At 69.0% G+C, this 21,682-nt stretch carries 22 protein-coding genes and 1 pseudogene; 13 read left to right on the top strand and 10 right to left on the bottom strand.

The window, feature by feature from the left end:
- Nucleotides 1-28: 28 nt before the first annotated feature.
- Nucleotides 29-910: a CPBP family intramembrane glutamic endopeptidase gene (locus AVR91_RS33895; RefSeq protein ID WP_063276896.1), complete on the bottom strand. Its 882-nt coding sequence runs from the start codon at nucleotides 908-910 to the stop codon at nucleotides 29-31.
- Between the two features lie 52 nt (nucleotides 911-962).
- Nucleotides 963-1,532 carry a TetR/AcrR family transcriptional regulator gene (locus tag AVR91_RS33890; protein WP_063276895.1) on the bottom strand — a complete coding sequence of 190 codons (570 nt, stop codon included), beginning with the start codon at nucleotides 1,530-1,532 and terminating at the stop codon, nucleotides 963-965.
- Between the two features lie 73 nt (nucleotides 1,533-1,605).
- Between AVR91_RS33890 and AVR91_RS33885 the strand changes: the two genes are divergently transcribed.
- A complete protein-coding gene (locus tag AVR91_RS33885) occupies nucleotides 1,606-3,345 on the top strand; it encodes an ABC transporter ATP-binding protein (protein ID WP_228709417.1) in 1,740 nt (579 codons plus the stop codon).
- A 2-nt stretch (nucleotides 3,346-3,347) separates the two neighbouring features.
- Here AVR91_RS33885 and AVR91_RS33880 read toward each other — a convergent pair whose 3' ends face one another.
- Nucleotides 3,348-4,106 carry a sigma-70 family RNA polymerase sigma factor gene (locus AVR91_RS33880; RefSeq protein ID WP_063276893.1) on the bottom strand — a complete coding sequence of 253 codons (759 nt, stop codon included), beginning with the start codon at nucleotides 4,104-4,106 and terminating at the stop codon, nucleotides 3,348-3,350.
- A 66-nt stretch (nucleotides 4,107-4,172) separates the two neighbouring features.
- Between AVR91_RS33880 and AVR91_RS33875 the strand changes: the two genes are divergently transcribed.
- From AVR91_RS33875 to AVR91_RS33850, 6 genes are all read left to right on the top strand, one after another.
- Complete coding sequence (locus AVR91_RS33875) at nucleotides 4,173-4,856, top strand: TetR/AcrR family transcriptional regulator (RefSeq protein WP_063276892.1); 684 nt, start codon at nucleotides 4,173-4,175, stop codon at nucleotides 4,854-4,856.
- Nucleotides 4,857-4,911: 55 nt separating this feature from the next.
- On the top strand, nucleotides 4,912-5,592 hold the full coding sequence (locus AVR91_RS33870; protein WP_063276891.1) for a GNAT family N-acetyltransferase: 681 nt from the start codon (nucleotides 4,912-4,914) through the stop codon (nucleotides 5,590-5,592).
- Between the two features lie 70 nt (nucleotides 5,593-5,662).
- Nucleotides 5,663-6,694, top strand: coding sequence for an L-threonine 3-dehydrogenase (gene tdh / locus AVR91_RS33865; protein ID WP_063276890.1), 1,032 nt, complete (start codon nucleotides 5,663-5,665; stop codon nucleotides 6,692-6,694).
- Nucleotides 6,694-7,875: a glycine C-acetyltransferase gene (locus tag AVR91_RS33860; protein ID WP_063276889.1), complete on the top strand. Its 1,182-nt coding sequence runs from the start codon at nucleotides 6,694-6,696 to the stop codon at nucleotides 7,873-7,875. Before tdh ends, AVR91_RS33860 begins: the two co-directional genes overlap by 1 nt.
- Nucleotides 7,872-8,786, top strand: coding sequence for a LysR family transcriptional regulator (locus AVR91_RS33855; RefSeq protein ID WP_063276888.1), 915 nt, complete (start codon nucleotides 7,872-7,874; stop codon nucleotides 8,784-8,786). The genes AVR91_RS33860 and AVR91_RS33855 overlap by 4 nt, the downstream gene beginning before the upstream one ends.
- A gap of 40 nt (nucleotides 8,787-8,826) precedes the next feature.
- A complete protein-coding gene (locus tag AVR91_RS33850) occupies nucleotides 8,827-9,822 on the top strand; it encodes a TerC/Alx family metal homeostasis membrane protein (protein ID WP_063276936.1) in 996 nt (331 codons plus the stop codon).
- Here AVR91_RS33850 and AVR91_RS33845 read toward each other — a convergent pair.
- Nucleotides 9,819-10,382, bottom strand: coding sequence for a TetR/AcrR family transcriptional regulator (locus AVR91_RS33845; RefSeq protein ID WP_083737822.1), 564 nt, complete (start codon nucleotides 10,380-10,382; stop codon nucleotides 9,819-9,821). The two genes, AVR91_RS33850 and AVR91_RS33845, sit on opposite strands and share 4 nt — an antisense overlap.
- An 81-nt stretch (nucleotides 10,383-10,463) precedes the next feature.
- On the opposite strand from AVR91_RS33845, the gene AVR91_RS33840 reads away from it, so the two are divergent.
- Nucleotides 10,464-11,522 carry an FAD-dependent oxidoreductase gene (locus AVR91_RS33840; protein ID WP_063276886.1) on the top strand — a complete coding sequence of 353 codons (1,059 nt, stop codon included), beginning with the start codon at nucleotides 10,464-10,466 and terminating at the stop codon, nucleotides 11,520-11,522.
- Between the two features lie 63 nt (nucleotides 11,523-11,585).
- Nucleotides 11,586-12,824 carry an HNH endonuclease signature motif containing protein gene (locus AVR91_RS33835; protein ID WP_228709416.1) on the top strand — a complete coding sequence of 413 codons (1,239 nt, stop codon included), beginning with the start codon at nucleotides 11,586-11,588 and terminating at the stop codon, nucleotides 12,822-12,824.
- A 429-nt stretch (nucleotides 12,825-13,253) separates the two neighbouring features.
- On the opposite strand, the pseudogene AVR91_RS44555 reads toward AVR91_RS33835, so the two are convergent.
- From AVR91_RS44555 to AVR91_RS33825, 3 genes and pseudogenes are all read right to left on the bottom strand, one after another.
- A pseudogene (locus AVR91_RS44555) lies at nucleotides 13,254-13,388 on the bottom strand (alpha-ketoglutarate transporter); the annotation flags it as partial.
- 9 nt (nucleotides 13,389-13,397) lie between these two features.
- Nucleotides 13,398-14,180 (bottom strand): alpha/beta fold hydrolase, encoded by a 783-nt coding sequence (locus AVR91_RS33830; protein WP_063276885.1) that lies wholly within the window; start codon nucleotides 14,178-14,180, stop codon nucleotides 13,398-13,400.
- A 76-nt stretch (nucleotides 14,181-14,256) separates the two neighbouring features.
- Entirely contained in the window at nucleotides 14,257-14,598 is a 342-nt protein-coding gene (locus tag AVR91_RS33825) for a LysR substrate-binding domain-containing protein (RefSeq protein ID WP_245394646.1), read from the bottom strand.
- A 422-nt stretch (nucleotides 14,599-15,020) separates the two neighbouring features.
- On the opposite strand from AVR91_RS33825, the gene AVR91_RS33820 reads away from it, so the two are divergent.
- Nucleotides 15,021-15,965, top strand: coding sequence for a helix-turn-helix transcriptional regulator (locus AVR91_RS33820; RefSeq protein ID WP_063276935.1), 945 nt, complete (start codon nucleotides 15,021-15,023; stop codon nucleotides 15,963-15,965).
- A 99-nt stretch (nucleotides 15,966-16,064) separates the two neighbouring features.
- Here the strand turns inward: AVR91_RS33820 and AVR91_RS33815 are convergent, their stop codons facing one another.
- Nucleotides 16,065-16,697, bottom strand: coding sequence for a TetR/AcrR family transcriptional regulator (locus AVR91_RS33815; RefSeq protein WP_063276884.1), 633 nt, complete (start codon nucleotides 16,695-16,697; stop codon nucleotides 16,065-16,067).
- A gap of 48 nt (nucleotides 16,698-16,745) precedes the next feature.
- Between AVR91_RS33815 and AVR91_RS33810 the strand changes: the two genes are divergently transcribed.
- Genes AVR91_RS33810 through AVR91_RS33800 form a run of 3 tightly spaced genes read left to right on the top strand, consistent with a single transcriptional unit; the run spans nucleotide 16,746 to nucleotide 20,016 of the window.
- Nucleotides 16,746-17,693 carry a patatin-like phospholipase family protein gene (locus AVR91_RS33810; protein ID WP_228709415.1) on the top strand — a complete coding sequence of 316 codons (948 nt, stop codon included), beginning with the start codon at nucleotides 16,746-16,748 and terminating at the stop codon, nucleotides 17,691-17,693.
- Nucleotides 17,690-18,538, top strand: a complete 849-nt coding sequence (locus AVR91_RS33805) for an SDR family oxidoreductase (RefSeq protein ID WP_063276882.1) — start codon at nucleotides 17,690-17,692, stop codon at nucleotides 18,536-18,538. The genes AVR91_RS33810 and AVR91_RS33805 overlap by 4 nt, the downstream gene beginning before the upstream one ends.
- Entirely contained in the window at nucleotides 18,535-20,016 is a 1,482-nt protein-coding gene (locus AVR91_RS33800) for a flavin-containing monooxygenase (RefSeq protein WP_063276881.1), read from the top strand. Before AVR91_RS33805 ends, AVR91_RS33800 begins: the two co-directional genes overlap by 4 nt.
- A 38-nt stretch (nucleotides 20,017-20,054) precedes the next feature.
- Here the strand turns inward: AVR91_RS33800 and AVR91_RS33795 are convergent, their stop codons facing one another.
- Both AVR91_RS33795 and AVR91_RS33790 read right to left on the bottom strand, forming a co-directional pair.
- Complete coding sequence (locus tag AVR91_RS33795; protein WP_063276880.1) at nucleotides 20,055-20,807, bottom strand: hypothetical protein; 753 nt, start codon at nucleotides 20,805-20,807, stop codon at nucleotides 20,055-20,057.
- A gap of 4 nt (nucleotides 20,808-20,811) precedes the next feature.
- Nucleotides 20,812-21,402: a papain-like cysteine protease family protein gene (locus AVR91_RS33790; RefSeq protein ID WP_063276879.1), complete on the bottom strand. Its 591-nt coding sequence runs from the start codon at nucleotides 21,400-21,402 to the stop codon at nucleotides 20,812-20,814.
- Between the last annotated feature and the right edge of the window lie 280 nt (nucleotides 21,403-21,682).

The raw sequence follows: 21,682 nt of genomic DNA, 5'->3' as shown, positions 1-21,682 counted from the left end.
GAATCGCCACTCACGACCCGCCGGCGCGTCACATCAGCAGCAGCGGCAGCGTGTTCATCGCGGTGTGCGCGGCGATCGGCGCCCACAGGTTGCGGTAGCGCGACCACAGGTAGCCGGTGAACAGGCCGAAGAACCCTTGGAAGGCCACGATCGCGCCCAGGGTGAGCGGCAGTGAGCCCTGTCCGTGCGTCGGCAGGTGCAGCCACGCGAACAGCAGCGCCGACAGCAGGATTCCGGGCCACCGCCCGAAAAGCGCCTCCAGTCGGGTCTGCAGCATGCCGCGGAAGAAGACCTCTTCGAGGACGTTCGCGGTGAAGAAGGTCAGCGTCGCGCCGATCGCCAGGTACACCGGGTCCGGGTAGTCCTCCGCAGTGGGAAGCGGCGGTGCGAGCGGGCCGAGGACGTAGAGCCAGCCGAATACGAGCACCGCCGGGATCGGCGCGAGCCATCGCCAGGTCTCCCGGGGCCGCCACGTGAGCCGGAAGGAATCCCGCGCGGGCAAGGCCCGGAGCAGAATCAACGGCAGCGCCAGGAACACCAGCGGCTTGGCGAGTGCCCAGACATCGCGGACCAGCGCCTGCTGTCCCGCCGCCGAAAGCAGGTACAACGCCAACGGCCACAGGAAGGCGATGAGCGCCAATGCCGTCGCCTGTCTGCCCAGTCCGCGCCGGTCGGTGACCTCGGGGAGCAGTTTTGGCGCGTGGAGCGGGATCCCGTGGATCAGCAGGATCCCGGCCAGCGCGGGGACCAGGGCGCCCGCGAGGGAAAGCTCCTTGGCCGTATCCGCGGACGGTTTGATCGCGTCGTGCCCGGTGGCCAGCAGCAGTACGGGGGCGGCCACGAACACCGCGAGCCCGCCGAAGAGGATTCCCCAGGCGGCACCCGGGCGGGTGCCGGTCTTTTCTGTCACCGGGCCAGGATCTTCGAAGCGGCGCGAGTCCGCGTCATCACTTCGGAGGACTTCAGCCGACCGCGATGATCTTTTCCAGGCTGCGCAGGCACAAGGTGAGGGCCTCGTGCTTCGGCGTCTTCTCCCGTGTGAGCTCCCAGGCGGTGTAGAGCAGGCTCCAGAGCAGTTGCAGCAGCCATTCCTTCGTCATCGCCGGATCGATCGAGCCCTCGGCGTGCCCGCGTTCGACGAGCCGCAGCAGGCGGCGGTCGTCGTCGCTCTCCTCCGTCCATTCGGGCCTGGTCACCAGGTCCGGCATGGTGAACAGCAGCTGGAAGATGTCGCCGTGTTCGAAGTACTCCTGGCACAGCCTCGCCAGCGCTTCCGGTGCCGGACCGTCGTCGGGCCGGGCCCGTTCGGTGCTCTGGGAGATCTTGTCGAGGGCGTCGTGGCTGATGGCGTCGATCAGGTCCGATCGCTCCGCGAAGTACCGGTGCACCGTGGTGCGCCCGACGTTCGCCGCCGCCGCGATATCCGCCAGCGTGGCGCTCGGTTGCTTGGTCAACGTCTCGATGGCCGCGTCCAGGATCGCGCGCCGGGTCCTCGCCCGGACACCCGTCTCGGTGACCACACCCTCACTCATGGCGGTACCGTACCTCGCTCCCGATATGGAACTCGGTTGACGATTTTAGAACACGCGTGTTCCATTAGGAACCATGAAGACTCCACGATTGAAGGTGCTGTGGTCGTTCGCACGGCCGCACAAGGGGGCACTCGCGATCGGCCTGGTACTCGCCCTGCTCGGTTCGGCGACCGGTCTCGCCACGCCCATGGTCACGAAATGGGTGCTGGACTCGCTGGGCTCGTCGGCGTCGCTGGCCGGCCCCGTGCTGGCGCTGCTCGGCCTGATGGTGGTCGGCGCGGTGATCTGGCTGGTGCAGTGGATCCTGCTCGGCACGGTCGGCGAGCGGGTGGTGCTGAAGGCCAGGGAATCCATGGTGCGGCGGTTCTTCCGCGCGACGATCCCGGCGATCACGAAACGGCCGACGGGAGAACTGGTCACCCGCGTCACCTCGGACACGGTGCTGTTGCGCGAGGCGGCGTCGTCCAGCGTGATCGGCCTGATCAACGGCGTGGTGATGCTCGTCGGCACGCTGGTGTTGATGAGCGTGCTCGACCTGGTGCTGCTGGCGACGACGGTGGCGGCCGTGCTCGTGGTGATCGCGTTGTTCACCTGGCTCATGCCCGCCATCGCGAAGGAACAGGAGAAGGCGCAGGATCGGGTCGGCAGGCTCGGCGGCGTCCTCGAGGGCGCGTTGCGGGCGATCCGCACGGTGAAGGCCAGCCGGGCCGAAACCCGGCAGGCCGACCGCATCCTGGTCGACGCGGAAGCCGCCACGGCGCACGGCGTTCGCGCGGTGCGGCGGGAAGCCGTCGCCTGGGTGGTGGCCTGGACGGGTATCCAGGCCGCGACGTTGGTGATCCTGGGTCTCGGCGCCTGGCGCGTCGGCGCGGGCCTGCTCGAGGTGTCGAGCCTCATCGCGTTCCTGCTGTACGCGTTCGCGCTGATGGAGCCGATCACCGAACTGAGCCAGAACATGACCGCGCTGCAGGCGGGGATCGCCGCGGCCGGGCGGATCCGGGAGATGGACGCGCTGGAGGTCGAAGAGGACCAGGCGCCCGCGAGGGCGGCGTCCACGGGTGCCCACGACGGTCCGGTGCTCGAACTGCGCGGCGTGACCGCGGGTTACGGCGGCGACCCGGCGCTGCGCGACGTTTCGCTGGCGATCCCGAGGCGCGGGCACACCGCGATCGTCGGGCCGTCCGGCGCGGGCAAGACCACGATGCTGTCGCTGATCATGCGGTTCGTGCGGCCGGAGTCGGGTGCACTGCTGCTGGACGGACGCGAGTACGCGGATCTGCCGTACGCGGACGTGCGGTCCCGGCTGGCCTACGTCGAGCAGGAGACGCCGATCGTGCCGGGGACGATCCGGGAGAACCTGCTCTTCACCCATCCGGACGCGACCGAGGAAGAGGTGCGGCGTGCGCTCGCCGAAGTCCGGCTGAGCGACAAGATCGCCGCACTCGAAGACGGACTGGACACGCCGCTTTCGTCGACCTCGGTGTCGGGCGGGGAACGCCAGCGGATCGCGCTGGCAAGGGCGATCCTGCGCACGCCGGACGTGGTGCTGCTGGACGAGGCGACCGCGCAGGTCGACGGCCGGACCGAGAGCGCGATCCACGACTGCATCCGGCGGCTGGCCCGCGAGGGTGCCGTGGTCACCGTGGCGCACCGGCTGTCCACCGTGATCGACGCGGACACGATCGTGGTGATGGAGGAGGGCCGCGTCCGGGCGAGCGGAAGCCACGAGCACCTGCTCGCCACCGACACGCTGTACCGGGAACTGGTGGAGGCGCTGAGGATCGCGGGTGAGGCCGCTCCGGTACCCGGCTGATCTCAGGCGGGGACGGCGCGGACGCCCGGCGGCATCTCGCGGTTGACCTCGTCGAGCCGGCCAGCGACGGTCCGGCAGGGTTCGCAGTCCGCCAGATGCGCGGCGATCAGATCCGCGCGGCGGCCCGGCACGCCGCCGCGCAACCACGCGCCCATCCGGCGCCGCGCTTCCTGGCAGCACGGCGTTCCCGTCTCGGGGACCTGCGCCTGCAGGAAGGCCTGGCGCAGTCCTTCGCGGGCCCGCAAGGCGAGGACGGAGGCGCCGTTGGGCGACACACCCAGCAGCGGCGCCACCACCTTCGGGGAGTCGCCCTCGGCTTCGGTCCGCCACAGCACGGTCCGCCAGCGGCCGGGCAGCGCGCAGTACGCGGTCCATGCCAGCCGGGCGTTCGACCGGAGGATGACGAGTTCTTCCGTACCCACGACTCCGGCGGCCTCTTCGACCGCCGGGGTCGTGCCGTACAGCTCGACCCGTTTGTGGTGATGGCTCCACTTGGCCGCGAGATTCCGGATGGTGACCGCGAGATAGGGACGGAGGTTTTCGCGGGGCCCGCCGCCGTCGCGGATGACGCTCAGGACCCGCACGAAGGCTTCGGCCACGAGGTCGTCCCGCTCGGCGGGGTCGGCGACCCAGCCCGCGGCGATCCGGCGGAGCGGCTCGGCGTGCCGCCGGAAAAGTGCCTCGCCGGCGGCGATGTCACCGGCGCGGAAGGCGTCGAGCAGCGTGGCGTCCGCTGTGGTGTCGTCGACGTCAGTCCTCATCGCGGTCTCCCGAAGTAACGGGTACGGCAGTGTACCGGTAACCGGGCCCCGGATAAACTCCGGGGGATGACGCCTGAAGCCGACGCGCCGCGGCCGGATGGCCGGGCGGCGCGCTGGGCGGGACAGCGGGAGCGCCGCCGACGGGAATTCGTCGACGCGGCGCTGCGCGCGATCGCCGAGCACGGTCCGGAGGTCTCCACCGAACAGATCGCCGACGAGGCTGGGGTGGCGAGAACCCGGGTGTACAAGCATTTCGACGACGCCGCCGACCTGCAGCGTTCGATCGCCGACCGCGCCGTCCGCCTCATCACCGCCGAACTGGCGCCGCTGTGGGACCCGAGCGGGACGCCGATGCAGCTGATCACCATCGCGGTGGGCGCGCACACCGGCTGGCTCGCCGAACACGGGAACCTCTACCGCTATCTCGCCAGGCACTCGCAAGCCGGGCGCCGCGGCGGCGACGCCATCACCGACGTCAGGACGGCGATCGCCCGGCAGCTCTCCGTGCTGTTCGAGCACTACCTCGACACCTTCGACCTCGACGGCCGGATCGCCGAACCGCTGGCCTTCGGGCTGGTCGGCCTCGTCGACACGAGTGCCGCGCGCTGGCTGGAGAATCCGGGCGGACTCGAACTACCGGAGCTCGCGAGCCAGCTGGTGCGGTGGATCTGGCGGGTCATCGACGACACGCTCCGGGAACGCGGGGTCGAGCTCGACCCGCATTCGCCGCTGCTCGTGCCGGGCGGCTGAGCGCTCAGGATGTGGGAGCGGGAATGAAAGCCGGCCAGCGGGTGTCGGAGCGATCATGGCCACCCCTTTCGACGACCCCGCGTGGGCTTCGCTGACCGGCCCGCACGCCCACTTCGCGGAGCGCTCCGGCCAGGTCCTGCGCTACCAGGTGGACGTCGCGCCGTTCTTCGCCCTGCCGCCGGAGCCGGACGACGGCGTGTGGGCGGATGTCGCCGCGCTGGCGGGGCCCGGTCAGACGGTCACCGTCCACAACGCGCTGCCCGTCCCCGCCGACTGGGAGGTCCTCGGCAGGATCGCCGGAGTCCGGCTGGTCGACGTCGCGCTCGAAGCCGCCGAAGATCCCGAAGCGGTCGTGCTGGGACCCGACGACGTCCCGGAGATGCTCGAGCTCGTCGAGCGGACCAAACCGGGCCCGTTCCGGAAGCGGACCATCGAATTGGGGACATATCTGGGAATCCGGCGCGACGGCGAGCTGATCGCGATGGCGGGGGAGCGGATGCACCCGCCCGGCTGGACCGAGATCAGCGCCGTCTGCACCGACCCGGCGTATCGCGGCCAGGGACTGGCGACCCGGCTCATCCGCGCGGTGGCGGCGGGGATCCGGGCACGCGGCGAACACCCGATGATGCACGCGGCGGCGACGAACACCTCGGCCATCCGGCTCTACGAATCGATCGGCTTCGAAGTGATCCCACGCCCGGACTTCGTGATGGCCCGGGTCCCCGGCTCCTTGTGAAGACACGCTAACGAGGGATTTCAGAAACTCGCGATGGACTGAACAGCACGGGCGGGCCAGACTTCGCGCCATGAAGGCATTGGTCAAAGCCGACCGAGCACCCGGGCTGGAACTCACCGACGTTCCGGACCCCGCCGTCGGCCCCGGCGACGTCGCCGTCCGCGTGCTGCGCGCCGGGATCTGCGGTACCGATCTGCACATCGACTCCTGGGACGACTGGGCGGCGCGCACCATCGCCGCGCCGCTGGTCATCGGCCACGAGTTCGTCGGCGAGGTGGTCGAGATCGGCCGTTCGGTGACCACGGTCAAGGTGGGCGACCTCGTCAGCGGCGAGGGACACCTCGTCTGCGGAAGCTGCCGCAACTGCAAGGCCGGGCGGCGTCACCTGTGCGCCAGGACCAAGGGCCTCGGCGTGCACACCGACGGTGCCTTCGCGCAGTACGCCGTCCTGCCCGAGATGAACGCCTGGGTGCACCGCACCAAGGTCGACCTCGACATCGCCGCGATCTTCGATCCGCTCGGCAACGCCGTGCACACCGCGCTGTCCTTCCCCGTCATCGGCGAGGACGTGCTGGTCACCGGCGCCGGCCCGATCGGCATCATGGCCGCCGCCATCGCGCGGCACGCGGGCGCGCGCAACGTCGTCGTCACCGATGTCAGCGAGCACCGCCTCGAACTGGCCCGCAAGGTCGGCGTCGACCTCGCGCTGGACGTCTCCTCCGCGACCATCGCCGACGCGCAGGAGCGGCTCGGCATGGCCGAGGGCTTCGACGTCGGCATGGAGATGAGCGGGCGGCCCGAGGCACTGCGCGACATGATCGCGAACATGTCCCACGGCGGGCGCATCGCGCTGCTCGGCCTCCCCGCTTCCGACGTGTCGGTCGACGTCGCGTCCGTGGTGCTCAAGATGATCCAGCTCAAGGGCATCTACGGGCGCGAGATGTTCGAGACGTGGTACTCGATGTCCGTCCTGCTGCAGGCCGGTCTGGACATCTCGCCGGTGATCACCCACCGGTTCGGCTACACCGAATACGAGAAGGCGTTCGCGACGGCCAGGGAAGGTCGCTGCGGCAAGGTCATTCTGGACTGGACGGAGAACTGATGTATGGCGCGATGCGCGACGACCTCAAGGCCGGGCTCGCCGAGATCCGGGAAGCCGGACTGTACAAGGGCGAGCGGGTGATCCAGGGGCCGCAACGGGCTTCGGTCAGCGTCGGCGACGGCGACGTCCTCAACTTCTGCGCCAACAACTACCTCGGCCTCGCCGACCACCCCAAGCTGATCAAGGCCGCGCAAGAGGCGCTGGACCGCTGGGGCTTCGGCATGGCGTCGGTGCGGTTCATCTGCGGGACCCAGCAGCCGCACAAGGAACTCGAGGCGAAGCTGTCGGAGTTCCTCGGCACGGAGGACACGATCCTCTACAGCTCCTGTTTCGACGCCAACGCCGGGCTGTTCGAGACGCTGCTGACGGATCAGGACGTCATCATCTCCGACGAGCTCAACCACGCGTCGATCATCGACGGCGTCCGGCTCTGCAAGGCGAAGCGGATGCGCTACCGCAACCGTGACGTCGCGGATCTGGAGGCCAGGCTGAAGGAGGCGTCCGGCGCGCGGTACCGGATGATCGCCACCGACGGCGTGTTCTCGATGGACGGCTACCTCGCGCCGCTCGACGAGATCTGCGAGCTGGCCGAGCGTTACGACGCGCTGGTGATGGTGGACGACTCGCACGCCGTCGGCTTCACCGGCCCGACCGGCCGCGGTACGCCCGAGCTGTTCGGCGTGCAGGACAAGGTCGACGTGCTGACCGGCACCCTCGGCAAGGCGCTGGGCGGCGCGAGCGGCGGCTACACCTCGGGCCGCGCGGAGATCGTCGAGATGCTGCGGCAGCGCTCGCGGCCGTACCTGTTCTCGAACTCGCTGGCGCCGTCGATCACCGCGGCCGCGCTCGCCACGCTTGAACTGCTGGACTCCTCCAGCGATCTGCTGAGCAAGCTGCGCGCCAACACCGAGCTGTTCCGGCGCCGGATGACCGAAGCGGGCTTCGACCTGCTTCCGGGTGAGCACCCCATCATCCCGGTGATGATCGGCGATGCCGCCAAGGCGGGCAAGATGGCGGATCTGCTGCTCGACCAGGGCATCTACGTGATCGGTTTCTCGTACCCGGTGGTGCCGCACGGTAAGGCCCGGATCCGGACGCAGATGTCGGCCGCGCACTCGACCGACGACGTCAACCGGGCCGTCGACGCGTTCGTGACGGCAAGGTCCATGATGGACGAATGATCGATCCGCGACGGCTGCGCGTGCTGCGTGCCCTCGCCGACCACGGCACCGTGACGGCGGCGGGTCAGGCGCTGCACCTGACGCCGTCCGCGGTCTCGCAGCAGCTGGCCGCCCTCGAAGCCGAGTGCGGCCAGCAGCTGCTCCGCCGCCGGGGCAGGCGGGTCTCCCTGACCCCGGCGGGTGAATTGATGGTGGTGCACGCCAACGCCGTCGCCGCCGAACTGGAACGGGCGCAGGCCACGCTCGCCGCGCTCGATTCCGGTGTCCAGGGCATGGTGCGGCTGGCGAGTTTCGCCTCCGCGATCACGATGGTCGTGGCGCCGGCGATCGCCTCGCTACGCGCCGGTTCGCCCGGGGTCACCATGCAGGTGCAGGACGTCGAGGGGCACGCGAGCATTCCGCTGCTGCTCGACGGAGAGGTCGACCTGGCGATCACCGAGGAGTACCGGCTCTCGCCACGGACGGATGAAAGCAGGCTCACCCGGTTCCCGCTGTACGTGGAGCCCTTCGACGTCGTGCTGCCCACCACGCACCGGCTCGCCGGAGCGTCCGAAGTGGACATCGACGAACTCGCCGACGACGAGTGGATCGCGCCGAAACCCGGGAATCCCTGCCGTGATGTGCTGATGATCGTGTGCGCCAATCCGGCGATCCGGCACGTCTCCGACGATTTCCACGCGATCACCACCCTGGTCGCCGCCGGCGAAGGCGTGGCGTTGGTGCCACGCAACGCCTTCACCGCCGTTCCCGGTGCGGTCGCCGTCCCGTTGCGCGGTGAACCGCCGCTGCGCCGGGTGTTCGCCGCCGTCCGGCGGGGGAGCGCGGACCACCCCTTGCTCAAGACCTCGCTCGCCGCGCTGCTGGACGCGGCGCCCGGTCATGCGAATGCGGGCCGGGGGAGTCGCACTTAGGATCATCCTCACCTGCCGTCGAAGGAAAGACAGGGTGCGGATGCTCCAGATCGATGCCCTCACCTGGATCGTCACGATCGGGCTTGTGCTCGGGCTTCTGGCACTCGATCTCATCCTCGCGGCGGTGCGGCCGCACAAGGTCGGCTTCGGCGAGGCGGTGGCCTGGTCGATCGGCTACATCCTGGTCGCGGTGGCGTTCGGCGTCTGGCTGACACTGGCGCACGGTGGCGACTTCGGGCAGCAGTACTTCGCGGGTTACATCGTGGAGAAGAGCCTGTCGGTCGACAATCTCTTCGTCTTCGTGATCATCATGAGCACCTTCGCGGTCCCCGAGGAACACCAGCACAAGGTGCTCACGTTCGGCATCGTCGTCGCGCTGATCATGCGCGCGATCTTCATCGCCCTCGGCGCGACACTGCTTTCCTTGTTCTCCTTCATGTTCCTGCTGTTCGGGCTGCTGCTGATCTACACCGGCGTCCAGCTGTTCCGGCATCGGGACGAGGATCCGGACGTCGAGAACAACGTGGTGGTGCGGTCCGCGCGCCGTCTGCTGCCGCTCTCGACCGAGTACGACGGCGGCAAGCTGACCACCCGGGTGGAGGGAAAGCGTGTCGGCACGCCGCTGGTGGTGGTGCTGCTCGCGATCGGCGGGATCGACCTGCTGTTCGCGCTGGACTCGATCCCCGCGGTCTTCGGGGTCACCGATGAGCCGTATCTGGTCTTCGCGGCCAACGCGTTCGCCCTGCTGGGCCTGCGGGCGCTGTACTTCCTCGTGAAGGGCCTGCTCGATCGTCTGGTGTACCTGTCGGCCGGGCTCGCGGTGATCCTCGGCTTCATCGGGATCAAGCTGATCCTGCATTGGGCGCACGTGGACATCGACGAGCGTGTGCCGGAGATCTCGACGCCGGTCAGTCTGTCGGTGATCATCGGCATCCTCGTCGTGGTGACGGTGGCGAGCCTGCTCAAGACCCGCAAGGACCCCTCCGCCAAGGCGCATCCGGGCTCGCTGCGCGGCTCCCGTCCCGAAGAGGACTAGCGCCAGCCTCGTTCGAGGAGATCGAAGATCCTCTCGACGTCCTCTCGCGGATTCTTTCGGCCTCGGGTGAGTGCCGGGATGTCCAGGACGAAGCGGGCGAGCGCGCGGCAGGCGACGTCTTCGGAGCCGACGCCGGTCTCCTCGGCGATGGCGGTGCCGAGGGCCGCGGCGTGCCGGGTCCACATGCGCTCGCCGTACTCCTGGAGAGCGGGGGTGCCGTTCACCAGCGCGGTGAACTCGGCGTACTGGGGGTGCGTCGTGATCGGAAGCCAGGTGGCGAGCACGTATTCGCGCAACGCCTCGACGATGCTCTGGCCCTCTTCGCGTTCCCGGACGGCGGCGACCAGGCGTGCCTCGCGGTCTTCCGACTTGTCGAAGACCAGCGCTTCCTTGCCGGGGAAGTGCTTGAACAACGTCGTCGTCGAGACGTCGGCCGCCTCGGCGATGTCACGGATGCTGACCTGGTCGTAGCCGTGCTCCAGGAAGAGGCTCAGCGCGGCGTCCGCCAGTGCCTGGCGGGTTGCCGCCTTCTTGCGTTCACGCCGTCCCGGTGTCTCCATGGGCATACTCTATCGCATGAGTTGTCGCAGTCACTAAGTTGACTCGTTGCACTTTTTAACTCGTTCTGCTTTTCTGGCTGCATGACGATCAGCATCATCGGAGCGGGCCCGGGTGGCCTGACCTGTGCCCGCATCCTGCAGCAGCACGGCATTCCAGTGAAGGTCTACGACCGCGACCCTCACCCCGGTGCTCGAAACCAGGGCGGCACCCTCGACCTCCATGTGGATGACGGACAGCTGGCCCTGCGCGAAGCCGGCCTCCTCGACGAGTTCTTCGCGCTCGCCCGCCCGGAAGGGCAGGAGATGCGCAAGCTGGATCCCGCCGGACGGCTATTGGCGCACCATGTCCCGGCCGAGGGGGAGCTGTTCAAGCCGGAGATCGACCGGGGTCAGCTGCGTGGCCTGCTTCTCGACTCGCTGAAGCCGGACACTGTCCACTGGGGACGGGCCCTGGACCGTGTCGAAGCTCCTGGGCTTCTGCGGTTCACGGATGGCGCGACGGTCGAGACGGACCTGATCATCGGCGCCGACGGCGCGTGGTCGCGGGTCCGTCCGGCGGTGTCGGCGGCCGTGCCCGAATACACCGGCATCACCTTCCTGGAGGCATGGTTCGACGATGTCCGGACCGCGCATCCCGAAATCGCCGAACTCGTCGGCCAGGGCAGCGCGATGGCGGCCGACGGCGAGCGGTGCCTTTTCGCTCAGCGCAACAGTGGTGACCACATCCGGGTCTACATCATCCAGCGAATGCCCGCGGACTGGGTCTCCGGTGGCGGCACCTCGGAGATCCGTGCTCGGCTGCTCGACGCGTTCTCCGGCTGGTCGCCGTCGCTGTTGCGGATGATCACCGACAACGACGGGCCTTACGTCGATCGGCCGTTGTACGCACTGCCCGTTCCGCATACGTGGAAGCACAAGCCGTGGGTGACCTTGCTCGGCGACGCCGCTCACCTGATGCCGCCGCTGGGTGTCGGCGTCAACCTGGCCATGCTCGACGCTTGCGAACTCTCCCTGGCGCTGGCTGGTTCGGCCAGTTCGAGTGAGGCTGTCGGGGTTTATGAGGCGACGATGCTGCCGCGGTCGGCGGAGATCGCGCGACGGCTGGAGAACGGTGCACAGGGGTTGCTTGATGTGGATTAGCGTTGTTTCTGTTGTATCGCAACGTTTTCAGAAACTGTCGGTGGTCGGTTGTACGTTCTGGGTGTGGACACACTCAACGCCACTGTGGCGCTACTCAAGGAAATCACTTCGTCTAAATTTTTGAAGGAGGTCAATGCTTCGCTGGATTCGCTGGGAGACGACGATGCCGTGGCTGCGGCTGTTGCGGCGTCGGAAGGGATCGCGCGGTTGGAGGCTGTTCGGTTCCGCGCTTTGGGGCGGTTGAGCCGGCATCGCGAGGGCGCCCCTAGTGTGGCGCAGGAGGTCGCGTTTGCTCTGTCCGTTGTGGACGGACACGCTGCCGGATTGGTCTCCACCTCCGAGGCGTTGACCACCCGACTGCCCCGCACGCTGGGTCTCCTGGATGCCGGGAAGGTGGGTGGTTTCGGGGCGATGAAGGTCGCTGCGGCCACTGCCTGGCTCTCCGACGACGACGCCCGCGCGGTGGATGCGGTTCTGGAGGGCCGACTGCCGGGCCGGAACTCCGATCAGATCCGGAAAGCGGCTAGTCACGCGGCGATGATGGCCGACCGCGACGGCGCGGCTCGGCGTACCGAACGGAACCGCAGCGGACGTCGCTTGACGGTGCGTCACGGTGAGACCGGAGTGGCCTCCATCGAAGTCGAAGACGGCCCTGTCGAGAAGGTGGCTGCCGCGTATACGCGAATCGACCGTGAAGCCCGCGCGCTGCGGGCCGGTGGGGAGACGCGCACGCTGGATCAGTTGCGTGCCGATGTGGCTCTTGATCTCTTGCTGGGCGGGCAGGGCGGGAAGAGTGAACGATCCGAGGTGTTCCTTTACATGGACTTGAACACCTACCTCGGACTGAACGACGATCCCGCCGAGATGGCGGGGCATGGCCACATTCCGGCGTCGTTGGCCCGGGAGATCGCCGGCGGGCCGAACACGGTGCTGCGGCGGATCATCACGGATCCGTTGTCGGGGCAAGTTCTCGATCTCGGCCGGAATCGGTATCGGCCTACCGCCGGTCTCGGTGAGTTCGTGCGGGTGCGGGATCGTGAGTGCCGAAGACCCGGCTGCCACCGCGTCGCCCAAGCTTGCGACCTCGACCATTCACTGCCCTGGCAATTCGGCGGCCACACCGCCGATACCGAGCTCATCGATCTGTGTCGCCGTGACCATCGTTTGAAGGACGAACCTGGCTGGAACTACCGGCTGGATTCCGATGGAACTCTCACCATCACCACGCCTACCGGGCAGCGGTATGACAGTTCGCCTCCACCGCTGCATGACCCCCGCGCTGAGGAGCCGCCACCTTTCTGAGTCGTCGTCGGAAAATGGCGAGAACGACGTGGCTGGTGGGAGCGGACAGTGGCGTCATCGGGACCGGTTGCCGAGAATCGGCGACGGTTTGTGAGGGCGGTTTTCCTTCCTGGTCGGTTCCGGACGGTGGGTTCGTGTTCGCGCGGTGTCGTCGCCGAAAAGCGGCTACGGTGCTCACAATGTCGCGGTTCCGGTAGTCGGTTTCGGTTCTTGCGTGAGTCGCGCCACGATCGGTGGCGAGAACAATCCCCGAGAGGCCCGAAGCAGGGTTACGACAGCTCGCCTCGCCATGACTCAAACGCCGACACCACTCTGAGCCGTGGCCAGAAAACGGCCACCGGTTGTGTTGCCGGAATTCGGCGACAATCGTGCCGGGCCGCGCGTGACTTGCCGAAATCCGGCAACGGCCGGACCGCCCCCCACCAACTACAAGCCGATCGACGAATAGCCGGGTGCGAGTGCGATGGCCGGCGCGCCCAGGAGCCAGCCGACGAGCGGGCGCATCAGGAACCCGACCGCGAACACGACGGCCATCGAAAGCAGCGGCGCCGTCAGGTTTCCTTCGCTCCTGGTCTACCCGAGGAAGTCGCTCACCAGGTCGCTCGATTCGGGACGGCACTCGTCGAAGTAGGCGTGCCGCGCCCCGGCGAAGAGATGCATCCGCGCGCCGGGAATCCGATCCGTCAGCAACGGCGCGTTCGCCACGGGTGCGAGCAGGTCGTCGTCGCCGTGCAGGACCAGGGTGGGCGCGGTGATCTCCGGAAGCACGTCCCAGGCGTCGTGGGTGTTGCTCGCGACGAGATGCCCGCGAACCGCGTGCGGCGGCATACCGTGCGCGCCCAGCACGCGGTACGGACCGGGATTGGCCGCGCGCCAGGCGGGCGTGTACATCAAGTCCGTCAGCGTCTCGCGGGCCTCTGCCGAGGAACGCCGAGCCAGGGCCAGCCGCACGTCGTTCGAGCGCTCGACCCCGTGCTTGCCGCCCGGCGTGGTGCAGCCGAGGACCAGCCGCCGCACCCGATCGGGATACCGCGCGGCGACCCACTGCGCGACGCGCCCGCCCATCGAAGTGCCGTAGACATCGGCCTCGCCGACCCCGAGTTCGTCGAGCACGGCGATCACGTCGTCCGCGAAACCCGTTGTGGAGTAGGCGGAATCGGGTGCGTCACTGGCGCCGGTGCCGCGATAGTCCATGGTGATCGTGCTCGGGAAATCCCCGCGGGTGCGGTCCCACCACGTGTGGTCGTTCGCCTGCCCGGCCAGCAGTACGAGCGGCCGGCCCGTGCCGTGCCACTGGTAGGCCAGCCGGGTGCCGTCGGCGGCGACGGCGTGGCCGGTGCGGGGGAGCGTGCTCATTCTTCTCCTGTTCGGTCTTCCCAGAGCCGCGCCGAGGGCCACTCGCCATCGCGCACGGTCCGGTGGATCTGCCGGGTCAACGCCCGGACGACGGCATCGACGGCGGGCGTGACGCGTCCTGTCCTCGGCGTGCCGAGGACGACGGTCCGCCATATCTCCGGTTCGCATACCGGAGCCGCGCGGCGACCTCGGCGAACGGGACGGGGCGTGCGGGATCGAGCCCGGCCGAAGGGGGAGCGACCGCCCAGAGCCGTTCGCGGACCAGCGGACGGACGTTGAGCGACGGTGTACTGGTCAGGTCGTAGAGCAGGCTCACGTCGACGTCACCGTCTTCGATCCACCGCTGAAGATGCCCGGAGTACGCGGTGAGCAGTCGCAATTCGACGCCCGGATGCTCGCACAGCACGTCCGTCGTCAGCGGCGCGGCGAGCCGTTCGGCGGTGCTCTCCAGCAGGCCGACCGTGACGATCCCGGTGATCCAGGTGCAGCAGCTCGGCCGCGTGGGTCACGCTGCCGGCTCCGGCGACCGTCACCAACGCCTTGAGCTGCTTGAAGTCCACCGCCGTCCCTTCATATCGCGGACCGGTACGCGGCTGTCACGATTCGTCTCATCATCGCTCATGATGATCCCATGACCGAGGAAGAGGCCGAGATCGTCGCGCGGGAGCTCGACCACTTCCGCGACGCGCCACTGATGATCGTCGGCAAGGGCACGCCGCGCGGGTGAGCCATTCCGACCAGCCGGATGACACCGACGGGCCCTGGTGGGGCCCGCCGGGCGGCGGTAGCGTTCCGGGCGGACTTTTCGTTACGGGCGAACGGAAAGGAGGCGTGGTCGGCGTGCACGAACCAAGGGTGACGGAATTCGCGACCACCGATCCGGAACAGGCGTGTGCCCTGCTCGCCGAGACCTACCGCGACAATCGCCTGCGGGTCCGCGGCAGTGCCGAAGGCTACCGTTTCGAGCACAACCGCTGTGATCTCGGGGAGCTGCATTTCGACTCGCTGCACAACACGCTGACCACGGAGGTCTTCGTCCAGCCGTTGGGAAGGATGGTGCTGTTGCGCGTGCTGGACGGGATGCAGGAGCTCGACGACGGGATCAGCGACCGCAGGCTCGGTCCGGGAGACGTGTTCGCCGGCCCGCATCCCGGCCGCGAGTACCGGACGGAGCTGCACGGCACGCGGCTGCAGATCACCGGGATCGACCTCTCGCTGTTCGGCGGAATCGACCCGGCGCCCGTGGTGGAGCGGTTGTGTTACGAGCCGGTGAGCCCCGGGAAGGCCCGGCGATGGTGCCGGACCGTCGACTATCTGACCGCCTTGTTCACCGAGCCGGGCGTGGAGAACGGCCCGCTGGTGCTCGGCGCGGCGGGCAGGCTGATGGCGGCCATGGCACTCGACACCTTCACCACGGGCGCGGGCGAAGACCGCCCGCGTGACCGCCGGGACGCCGTTCCGGAGACCCTGCGCCGCGCGGTCGCCTTCCTGGAGGCGAATCCGGACCTCGACCTCGGGGTCGCCGACATCGCCCGCGCCTGCCGGGTCTCGGTACGGGCACTGCAACTGGCGTTCCGGCGGCATCTGGACACCACGCCCATGGCCTACCTGCGCCGGGTCCGGCTCGACCTGGCCAGGGCGGACCTCCGCGCCGCCGCATCCGGTGACGGCACGACGGTGACGAGTGTCGCGGCGAAGTGGGGTTTCCTGGACGGCAGCCGGTTCAGCGCGCAGTACCGCGCGGCCTTCGGCGAACCGCCCAGCCACACCCTCCGGAATCACTGAGGGTTCGTTTTCGTCGGTGCCGGTGTGCGTTCCGGGCGCTAGACCCGGCTGTCCGGACCCTGTTCCATAAACGTGGCACCAGTACCGCCCAGACCCCGCTTACTGGTGTGTCGCGATCCCGTCGTACATCACCCGGCGGACCGCCCGGCTCATCGCGGCCTGCCGCTCCGGTGACGGATCGCGCAGTTCGGACAGGATCGACGCGAGGATCATCCCGTTGATCGCGCGGGCGGTGGAGTCCACGTCCAGGTCCTCGTGCAGATACCCGAGGCGGACGCCGTGGTGCAGATAGCCCGCGGTCAGCTCGGCGGCGGTCTCGTAGAAGTCCAGCACCCGTTCCCGCATCTCGGCGTCGATACCCGCCGCTTCGAGCAGGAGGAACCGGGCCATCCGCGGGTCGCTGCCGAAGATCCGGGCGAGCGCGTCGCCGATCCGCGCGCTCTGCTTGCGGTACTCGGCCAGGCTGCTGACCGCGTCCGGCGCGTTGTCCGCGGCCAGCGCGCCGACCACCTTCTCGACCAGGTCCGTGATGACGTGGTCGACGATGTCCCGCTTGTTCTGGAAGTACCGGTAGAAGGTGCCGTGCCCGATGCCCAGCCGGGCGGCGATATCTGCGATCCCGGTCGCGTGGTAGCCCCGCTCGGCGAAGCAGTCGAACGCGGTCTCCACGATCTCGCGCCGTAGTTCCTGCTTCTTCCGTGCGGCCCTGCTGACCGGGATCTCCGTCGTCATCCCGCCAGCTTATTGCCTGACGCGTTCAAATGACATACCGTTCCGGAAATGACACGTCATTCCGCTAGGGCGCTGGTGCTCGGCTGCGGCGGGACCTTGGGGTTCGCCTGGACGGCCTCCGTCCTCGACGCGCTGCACACCAAGGCCGGCTGGGACCCGCGGGAGGCGGACATCCTGGTCGGCACGTCGGCCGGCGCCGAAGCGGTGGCCATGCTCGGGGCGGGCATCCCGGCGAAGGCGATCCTCGACGCGGTGGCGGGCGCGCCCGGCGGTGACGCCGTCGTCGCCGCGCACGTCCGGCGGGTGCCGGGCCGGCTTCCGCCGGTGCCGTCTCCGCGTTGGCCGGCGGCCGGATTGGTCCGGGCCGCGCTGCGCCGGGACGTCGACACGCTCGCCGGTCTCGCGGGTCTCCTGCCCCGGGGCAGGGGCGACGCGAGCTGGCTGCGCGAACTCGGGGACGCGCTGGCGCCCGGCGGCTGGGTGCCGCATCCCGCGACCTGGCTGATGGCCGCGGACCTGACCGGGAAGCGGATCGCGCTCGGCTCCCCGGACGCGCCGCCTGCCCGCCTCGGTGAGGCGATCGCCGCGTCGTGGGCGATCCCCGGCTGGTTCCCTCCGTCCGTTGTGGACGGACGACCGCTGGTCGATGGTGGCACCGTGTCGCCGACCTCGGCCGATCTCCTGCTCGGCCACGACGTCGGCGAGGTCGTGCTGATCGCGCCGATGAGCAGCGAGGGCGGCGCGCCGGCGCGCGGCGCGGCCCGGCTGGAACGGCTGCTGCGGACGGCGATGACCAAGCGGGTCGACGACGAGGCGCGTCGGCTGCGCGCGGCCGGTGTCCGGGTGGTGCGGATCGAGCCGGGGCCCGCCGATCTCGCCGCCATGGGCGCGAACTTCATGGACGGACGGCGCCGGCAGCACGTGCTCGCCACGGCGACGAGGACGGCGCCCGGCCTGGTCGCCGACGCCTTCGAACGAGAAGGAGTACGCGCATGACCAAGTACCCGCATCTCGACCTTGACGGGGCGCATGTGGCGATCACCGGCGCGGGGCAGGGCATCGGCCGCGCGACCGCGGAACGTATGGCCGCCCTCGGCGCGCGCGTCTCCATCGGCGACCTCGACCTCGAAGCCGCGAAGCGGACCGCCGCCGACATCGGCGGCACCGCGCATCATCTGGACGTCGCCGATCCGGCGTCGTTCGCCGCGTTCCTCGGCGAGGCCCAACAGGCGAACGGACCGCTCGCGGTGCTCGTCAACAACGCCGGGATCATGCCGAACGGCGGCTTCCTCGACCTCTCCGACGCGCTGAACCGGGCGACCATGGAGGTCAACGTCTTCGGCGTCGTCCACGGCATGCGGCTGGCCCTGCCGGGCATGCTGGAACGCGGGCGCGGGCACATCGTCAACGTCGCTTCGCTGGCCGGGAAGTTCCCGGTGAAAGGGCTGGCGATCTACAACGCCAGCAAGTTCGCCGTCGTCGGGCTGACCGCGGCGACCCGGCTGGAGTACGCGCCGCACGGCGTGAGCGTCTCGGCCGTGCTGCCGTCGGCGGTCGACACCGCGCTCGCCTCCGGGCTCGACATGCGCCCGATCCCGAAGGTGAAACCGGGCCGGATCGCCGACGCCGTGGTGGATTCCGTCCGCACGCGTGCCGCCGAGATCGCCGTGCCCGGGTACGTCGGCGCGCTCGCCACCCTCGCGGCCGTGACCCCCGAACCGGCGCTCAACGCGTTCCGCCGTCTGGTGCGGGACGACCGGGCCCTGCGCCCCGATTCACCCGAGCGGGACGGTTACCGCGCCCGCCTCGACCAGGACACCCACCGGGAGGAAAACGCATGACCACGCAATACGACGCCGTCGTCGTGGGAGCCGGTTTCGGCGGGATGGGCGCGGCGATCCAGCTCAACCGGCTCGGCTACGACAACCTGCTCATCCTCGAACGCGAGTCCGACCTCGGCGGCACCTGGCATGTGAACCGCTATCCCGGGCTGGCCGTCGACATCCCGTCGGCCACCTACTCGTACTCGTTCGAACCGAATCCGCATTGGTCGCGGCTCTTCGCGCCAGGCGCGGAACTCAAGCGGTACGCCGAGCACGTCGCGGACAAGTACCGGCTGCGGCGCTACATGCGGTTCGGCTCGGTGGTCACCGGCGCGGTCTGGGACGAGATGGACGCGCATTGGAAGGTCTCGCTCGCCGACGGCGACCCGGTCACCGCCAAGTACCTCCTCACCGCCACGGGATTCCTTTCCCAGCCGAAGAAACCCGACATCGCCGGGATCGACACCTTCGGCGGCAAGGTCATCCACACCACCGCCTGGGACGACGAGTACGACCTCGCGGGCAAACGGGTCGCGGTGATCGGCACCGGCGCGACCGCGGTCCAGCTGATCCCCGAGATCGCGAAGGTCGCGCGGGACCTCACCGTGTACCAGCGGACGCCTATCTGGGTGAGCCCCAAACTGGACTTCCCGGTGCCGAAGGCGGTCCGGCGCGCGTTCGCCGCGCTGCCGTTCACCCAGCGGGCCGCCCGGCTGACCGGGACCGCGCTGCTGGAGCTGATGATGGTCTCCGGTGTGCTGCACTACAAGCAGCTGCCGATGGCGAACCGGCTCGGCAAGCTGTGGTGCCAGGCGCATCTTCGCCGTCAGGTGCGGGATCCGGGGCTGCGCGCGGAACTGACCCCGCGCTATTCGTTCGGCTGCAAGCGCCCGACGTTCTCCAACGAGTACTACCCGGCCTTCACGAAAGACCACGTGCATCTGGAGACGACGTCCATCGCGAAGATCGACAAGGCAGGGATCGAGACCGCGGACGGGCGGCGGCGGGATATCGACGTCCTGGTGCTGGCGACCGGATTCGACCTGTGGGAGGCGAACTTCCCGGCGATCGAGATCATCGGGCGCGGCGGCCGGGATCTCGGGAAGTGGTGGCGGGAGAACCGTTTCCAGGCCTACGAGGGCGTCGCGATCCCGAAGTTCCCCAACTTCATCTCGCTCAACAGCCCGTATTCCTACTCGGGACTGTCCTATTTCACCACCATCGAGACCCAGATGCGGCATATGGACCGGCTCTTCGGCGCGATGCGGCGGCGTGGCGCGACGGAGTTCGAGGTGACGAAGGAGGCCAACGACGCGTTCCTCGACCGGATGACCGAGCGCCTCGGCGACTCGATCTTCACACTCGGGAACTGCGCCCCGGCGAACAGCTACTACTTCAACCCGCACGGGGAGGCGACACTGCTGCGGCCGTCTTCCACGCTGAACGCGATCAAGGAGGCGCAGAGCTTCCCCATCGAGGACTACACGTTCGCGTAGGGTGCCGGGACCCCGCGCGGTCCCGGCACCCTTGGCACTTACTGCTTGCGGAGCCGCAGCGTGACGGCCGTGCCCGCGGCGGCGAGGAAGACCGCGCCGAGCGCGTACGGCCACCACGGCACCTCGGTGTCGCCCACCGGGGCGGCACCGTAACCACCGGCGGCACCGGTGCGGTCGTAGGTCGAGCCGGGCAGCTTGTCGCCGTAGCGGCTCTGCAGGGCTTCGCGGTAGGCGGCGAGCGACATCTTCTCGCCGGTCTTCGCCACCGACGAGCCGTCGAGGACGGTCACGGTGTCGCCGTCGACGGCGTACCAGGCGCCCGCCTGAGGTTCGCTCAGGAGGTAACCCTTGCCGACCTGCGCCGCGAGGCGCTTCTCGACGTCACCCGAGGCGACGTTGTAGACCGACCAGCCCGAGCCCTCGCGCTGCGACCACACGGTCGCGGCGTCGCCGTTGCCCAGCGTCGCCGGGGTGGCGACGTAGGCGAGTTCGGCCGGGACGGTGGAGGTGCCGGCGATGAAGGCGGCCGTCGGCTGGTACACCGCCACCGGTGTGCGCGGATCGGCCTTGGCGGTCTTGGCCGCGAGGGCCGTGTCCGCCTTGGCCGCACCGGGGAACTGCGCCTTGGCGAGCCGCTGGGTGGTCGCGTCACTGGTGACCACTGTGGACACCGCGGCGAGGTCGGCGGCGGTGGGTGCGCCGCTGGGGGCGTCGGCCGCGGAGGACTGGCCGCCGAGCGCCAGCGACAGGCCGAGGGCGAGGATCGTGGTGCCGAGGAAGGTTCGCTTCATGGTTTCAGTCCTTGATCCCGTAGACGGTGTGGGTCCAGGTGAACGAGTTGTTGGACCGGTAGGCGTTGTAGCTCATCTGGTTGTAACGGGGGCTTGAGCCCCACGGGTCGCCGTAGTACACCGTCGTCGCGCCATTGGTGTTGTCGTAGCCGTAGAGCACGTGCATGTGACCGCCGCCGTTGCGCCAGCCGATCCGCGTGCCGATCGGCTGCCGCGCGTCGACCTGGCTCTTGATGGAGGCGAAGCTCAGCGTCTGCCCCGAGGAGCTGTAGGTGCCGACGTTGCTGAACCCGAGCCAGCGGAACACGCGCTGCTGATCGCTCAGGTAGCCCTGGTTGTTCGCGCAGTCCGTACCGGATTCGTTGTGCGCGATCTGGCAGAACTTCGTCTGGGTGAGGCTGTGGCCCCACCAGGCGGCGATCGTGTTGCCACTGGCGTCCCAGCACCAGTTGCTCTTCTCCTGGGCCTGCATCCTGATCGGGATCGTGGTGGCCGCCGTGATGGCGGGTGCCGCGGTGGCGGGCGCCTGCAGGGCGACCAGCGCGGCGACACCGGCGCAGGCCGTGGCCAGCCCGCGCCTGAACGAGGTCTTCACCGTCGGAACACTCCTAACTGGATGGTCGAACGCGAAGCAAGCGCGGCTGCCACCCGTAAGGGAACAGGTGGGGACTTCGGCTACCCGAATGGGTGGTGGACCGGCGCGTGCAGGGGAATTGCGCTGTGGCGAAGTGACAGAGGGCACTGCGAACAGTCTGAGATTCACCCTCCGGTGGTCTCATGGCAAGGTTCGCGGCAATACCTAAGGGTCCGTATTGCCGATGCGGGGGTCGGTGTCACCGCAGGTCGTCGTCGCCCGATCGAGTTAACCGTGCGGC

The sequence above is a fragment of the Amycolatopsis keratiniphila subsp. keratiniphila genome (assembly GCF_001620365.2).
GTDB classification, from domain to species: Bacteria; Actinomycetota; Actinomycetes; order Mycobacteriales; family Pseudonocardiaceae; genus Amycolatopsis; species Amycolatopsis keratiniphila.
The sequence above is the reverse complement of the archived record's forward strand: the minus strand, read 5'-3'. Positions and strand labels throughout refer to the sequence as shown.

Excerpts from the sequence above, each read along its gene's own strand:
- AVR91_RS33890 (WP_063276895.1), bottom strand. The coding sequence starts at position 1,532 with ATGAGTGAGGGTGTGGTCACCGAGACGGGTGTCCGGGCGAGGACCCGG.
- AVR91_RS33885 (WP_228709417.1), top strand. The coding sequence starts at position 1,606 with ATGAAGACTCCACGATTGAAGGTGCTGTGGTCGTTCGCACGGCCGCAC.
- AVR91_RS33880 (WP_063276893.1), bottom strand. The coding sequence starts at position 4,106 with ATGAGGACTGACGTCGACGACACCACAGCGGACGCCACGCTGCTCGAC.
- AVR91_RS33875 (WP_063276892.1), top strand. The coding sequence starts at position 4,173 with ATGACGCCTGAAGCCGACGCGCCGCGGCCGGATGGCCGGGCGGCGCGC.
- AVR91_RS33870 (WP_063276891.1), top strand. The coding sequence starts at position 4,912 with ATGGCCACCCCTTTCGACGACCCCGCGTGGGCTTCGCTGACCGGCCCG.
- tdh (WP_063276890.1), top strand. The coding sequence starts at position 5,663 with ATGAAGGCATTGGTCAAAGCCGACCGAGCACCCGGGCTGGAACTCACC.
- AVR91_RS33860 (WP_063276889.1), top strand. The coding sequence starts at position 6,694 with ATGTATGGCGCGATGCGCGACGACCTCAAGGCCGGGCTCGCCGAGATC.
- AVR91_RS33855 (WP_063276888.1), top strand. The coding sequence starts at position 7,872 with ATGATCGATCCGCGACGGCTGCGCGTGCTGCGTGCCCTCGCCGACCAC.
- AVR91_RS33850 (WP_063276936.1), top strand. The coding sequence starts at position 8,827 with ATGCTCCAGATCGATGCCCTCACCTGGATCGTCACGATCGGGCTTGTG.
- AVR91_RS33845 (WP_083737822.1), bottom strand. The coding sequence starts at position 10,382 with ATGGAGACACCGGGACGGCGTGAACGCAAGAAGGCGGCAACCCGCCAG.
- AVR91_RS33840 (WP_063276886.1), top strand. The coding sequence starts at position 10,464 with ATGACGATCAGCATCATCGGAGCGGGCCCGGGTGGCCTGACCTGTGCC.
- AVR91_RS33830 (WP_063276885.1), bottom strand. The coding sequence starts at position 14,180 with ATGAGCACGCTCCCCCGCACCGGCCACGCCGTCGCCGCCGACGGCACC.
- AVR91_RS33815 (WP_063276884.1), bottom strand. The coding sequence starts at position 16,697 with ATGACGACGGAGATCCCGGTCAGCAGGGCCGCACGGAAGAAGCAGGAA.
- AVR91_RS33810 (WP_228709415.1), top strand. The coding sequence starts at position 16,746 with ATGACACGTCATTCCGCTAGGGCGCTGGTGCTCGGCTGCGGCGGGACC.
- AVR91_RS33805 (WP_063276882.1), top strand. The coding sequence starts at position 17,690 with ATGACCAAGTACCCGCATCTCGACCTTGACGGGGCGCATGTGGCGATC.
- AVR91_RS33800 (WP_063276881.1), top strand. The coding sequence starts at position 18,535 with ATGACCACGCAATACGACGCCGTCGTCGTGGGAGCCGGTTTCGGCGGG.
- AVR91_RS33795 (WP_063276880.1), bottom strand. The coding sequence starts at position 20,807 with ATGAAGCGAACCTTCCTCGGCACCACGATCCTCGCCCTCGGCCTGTCG.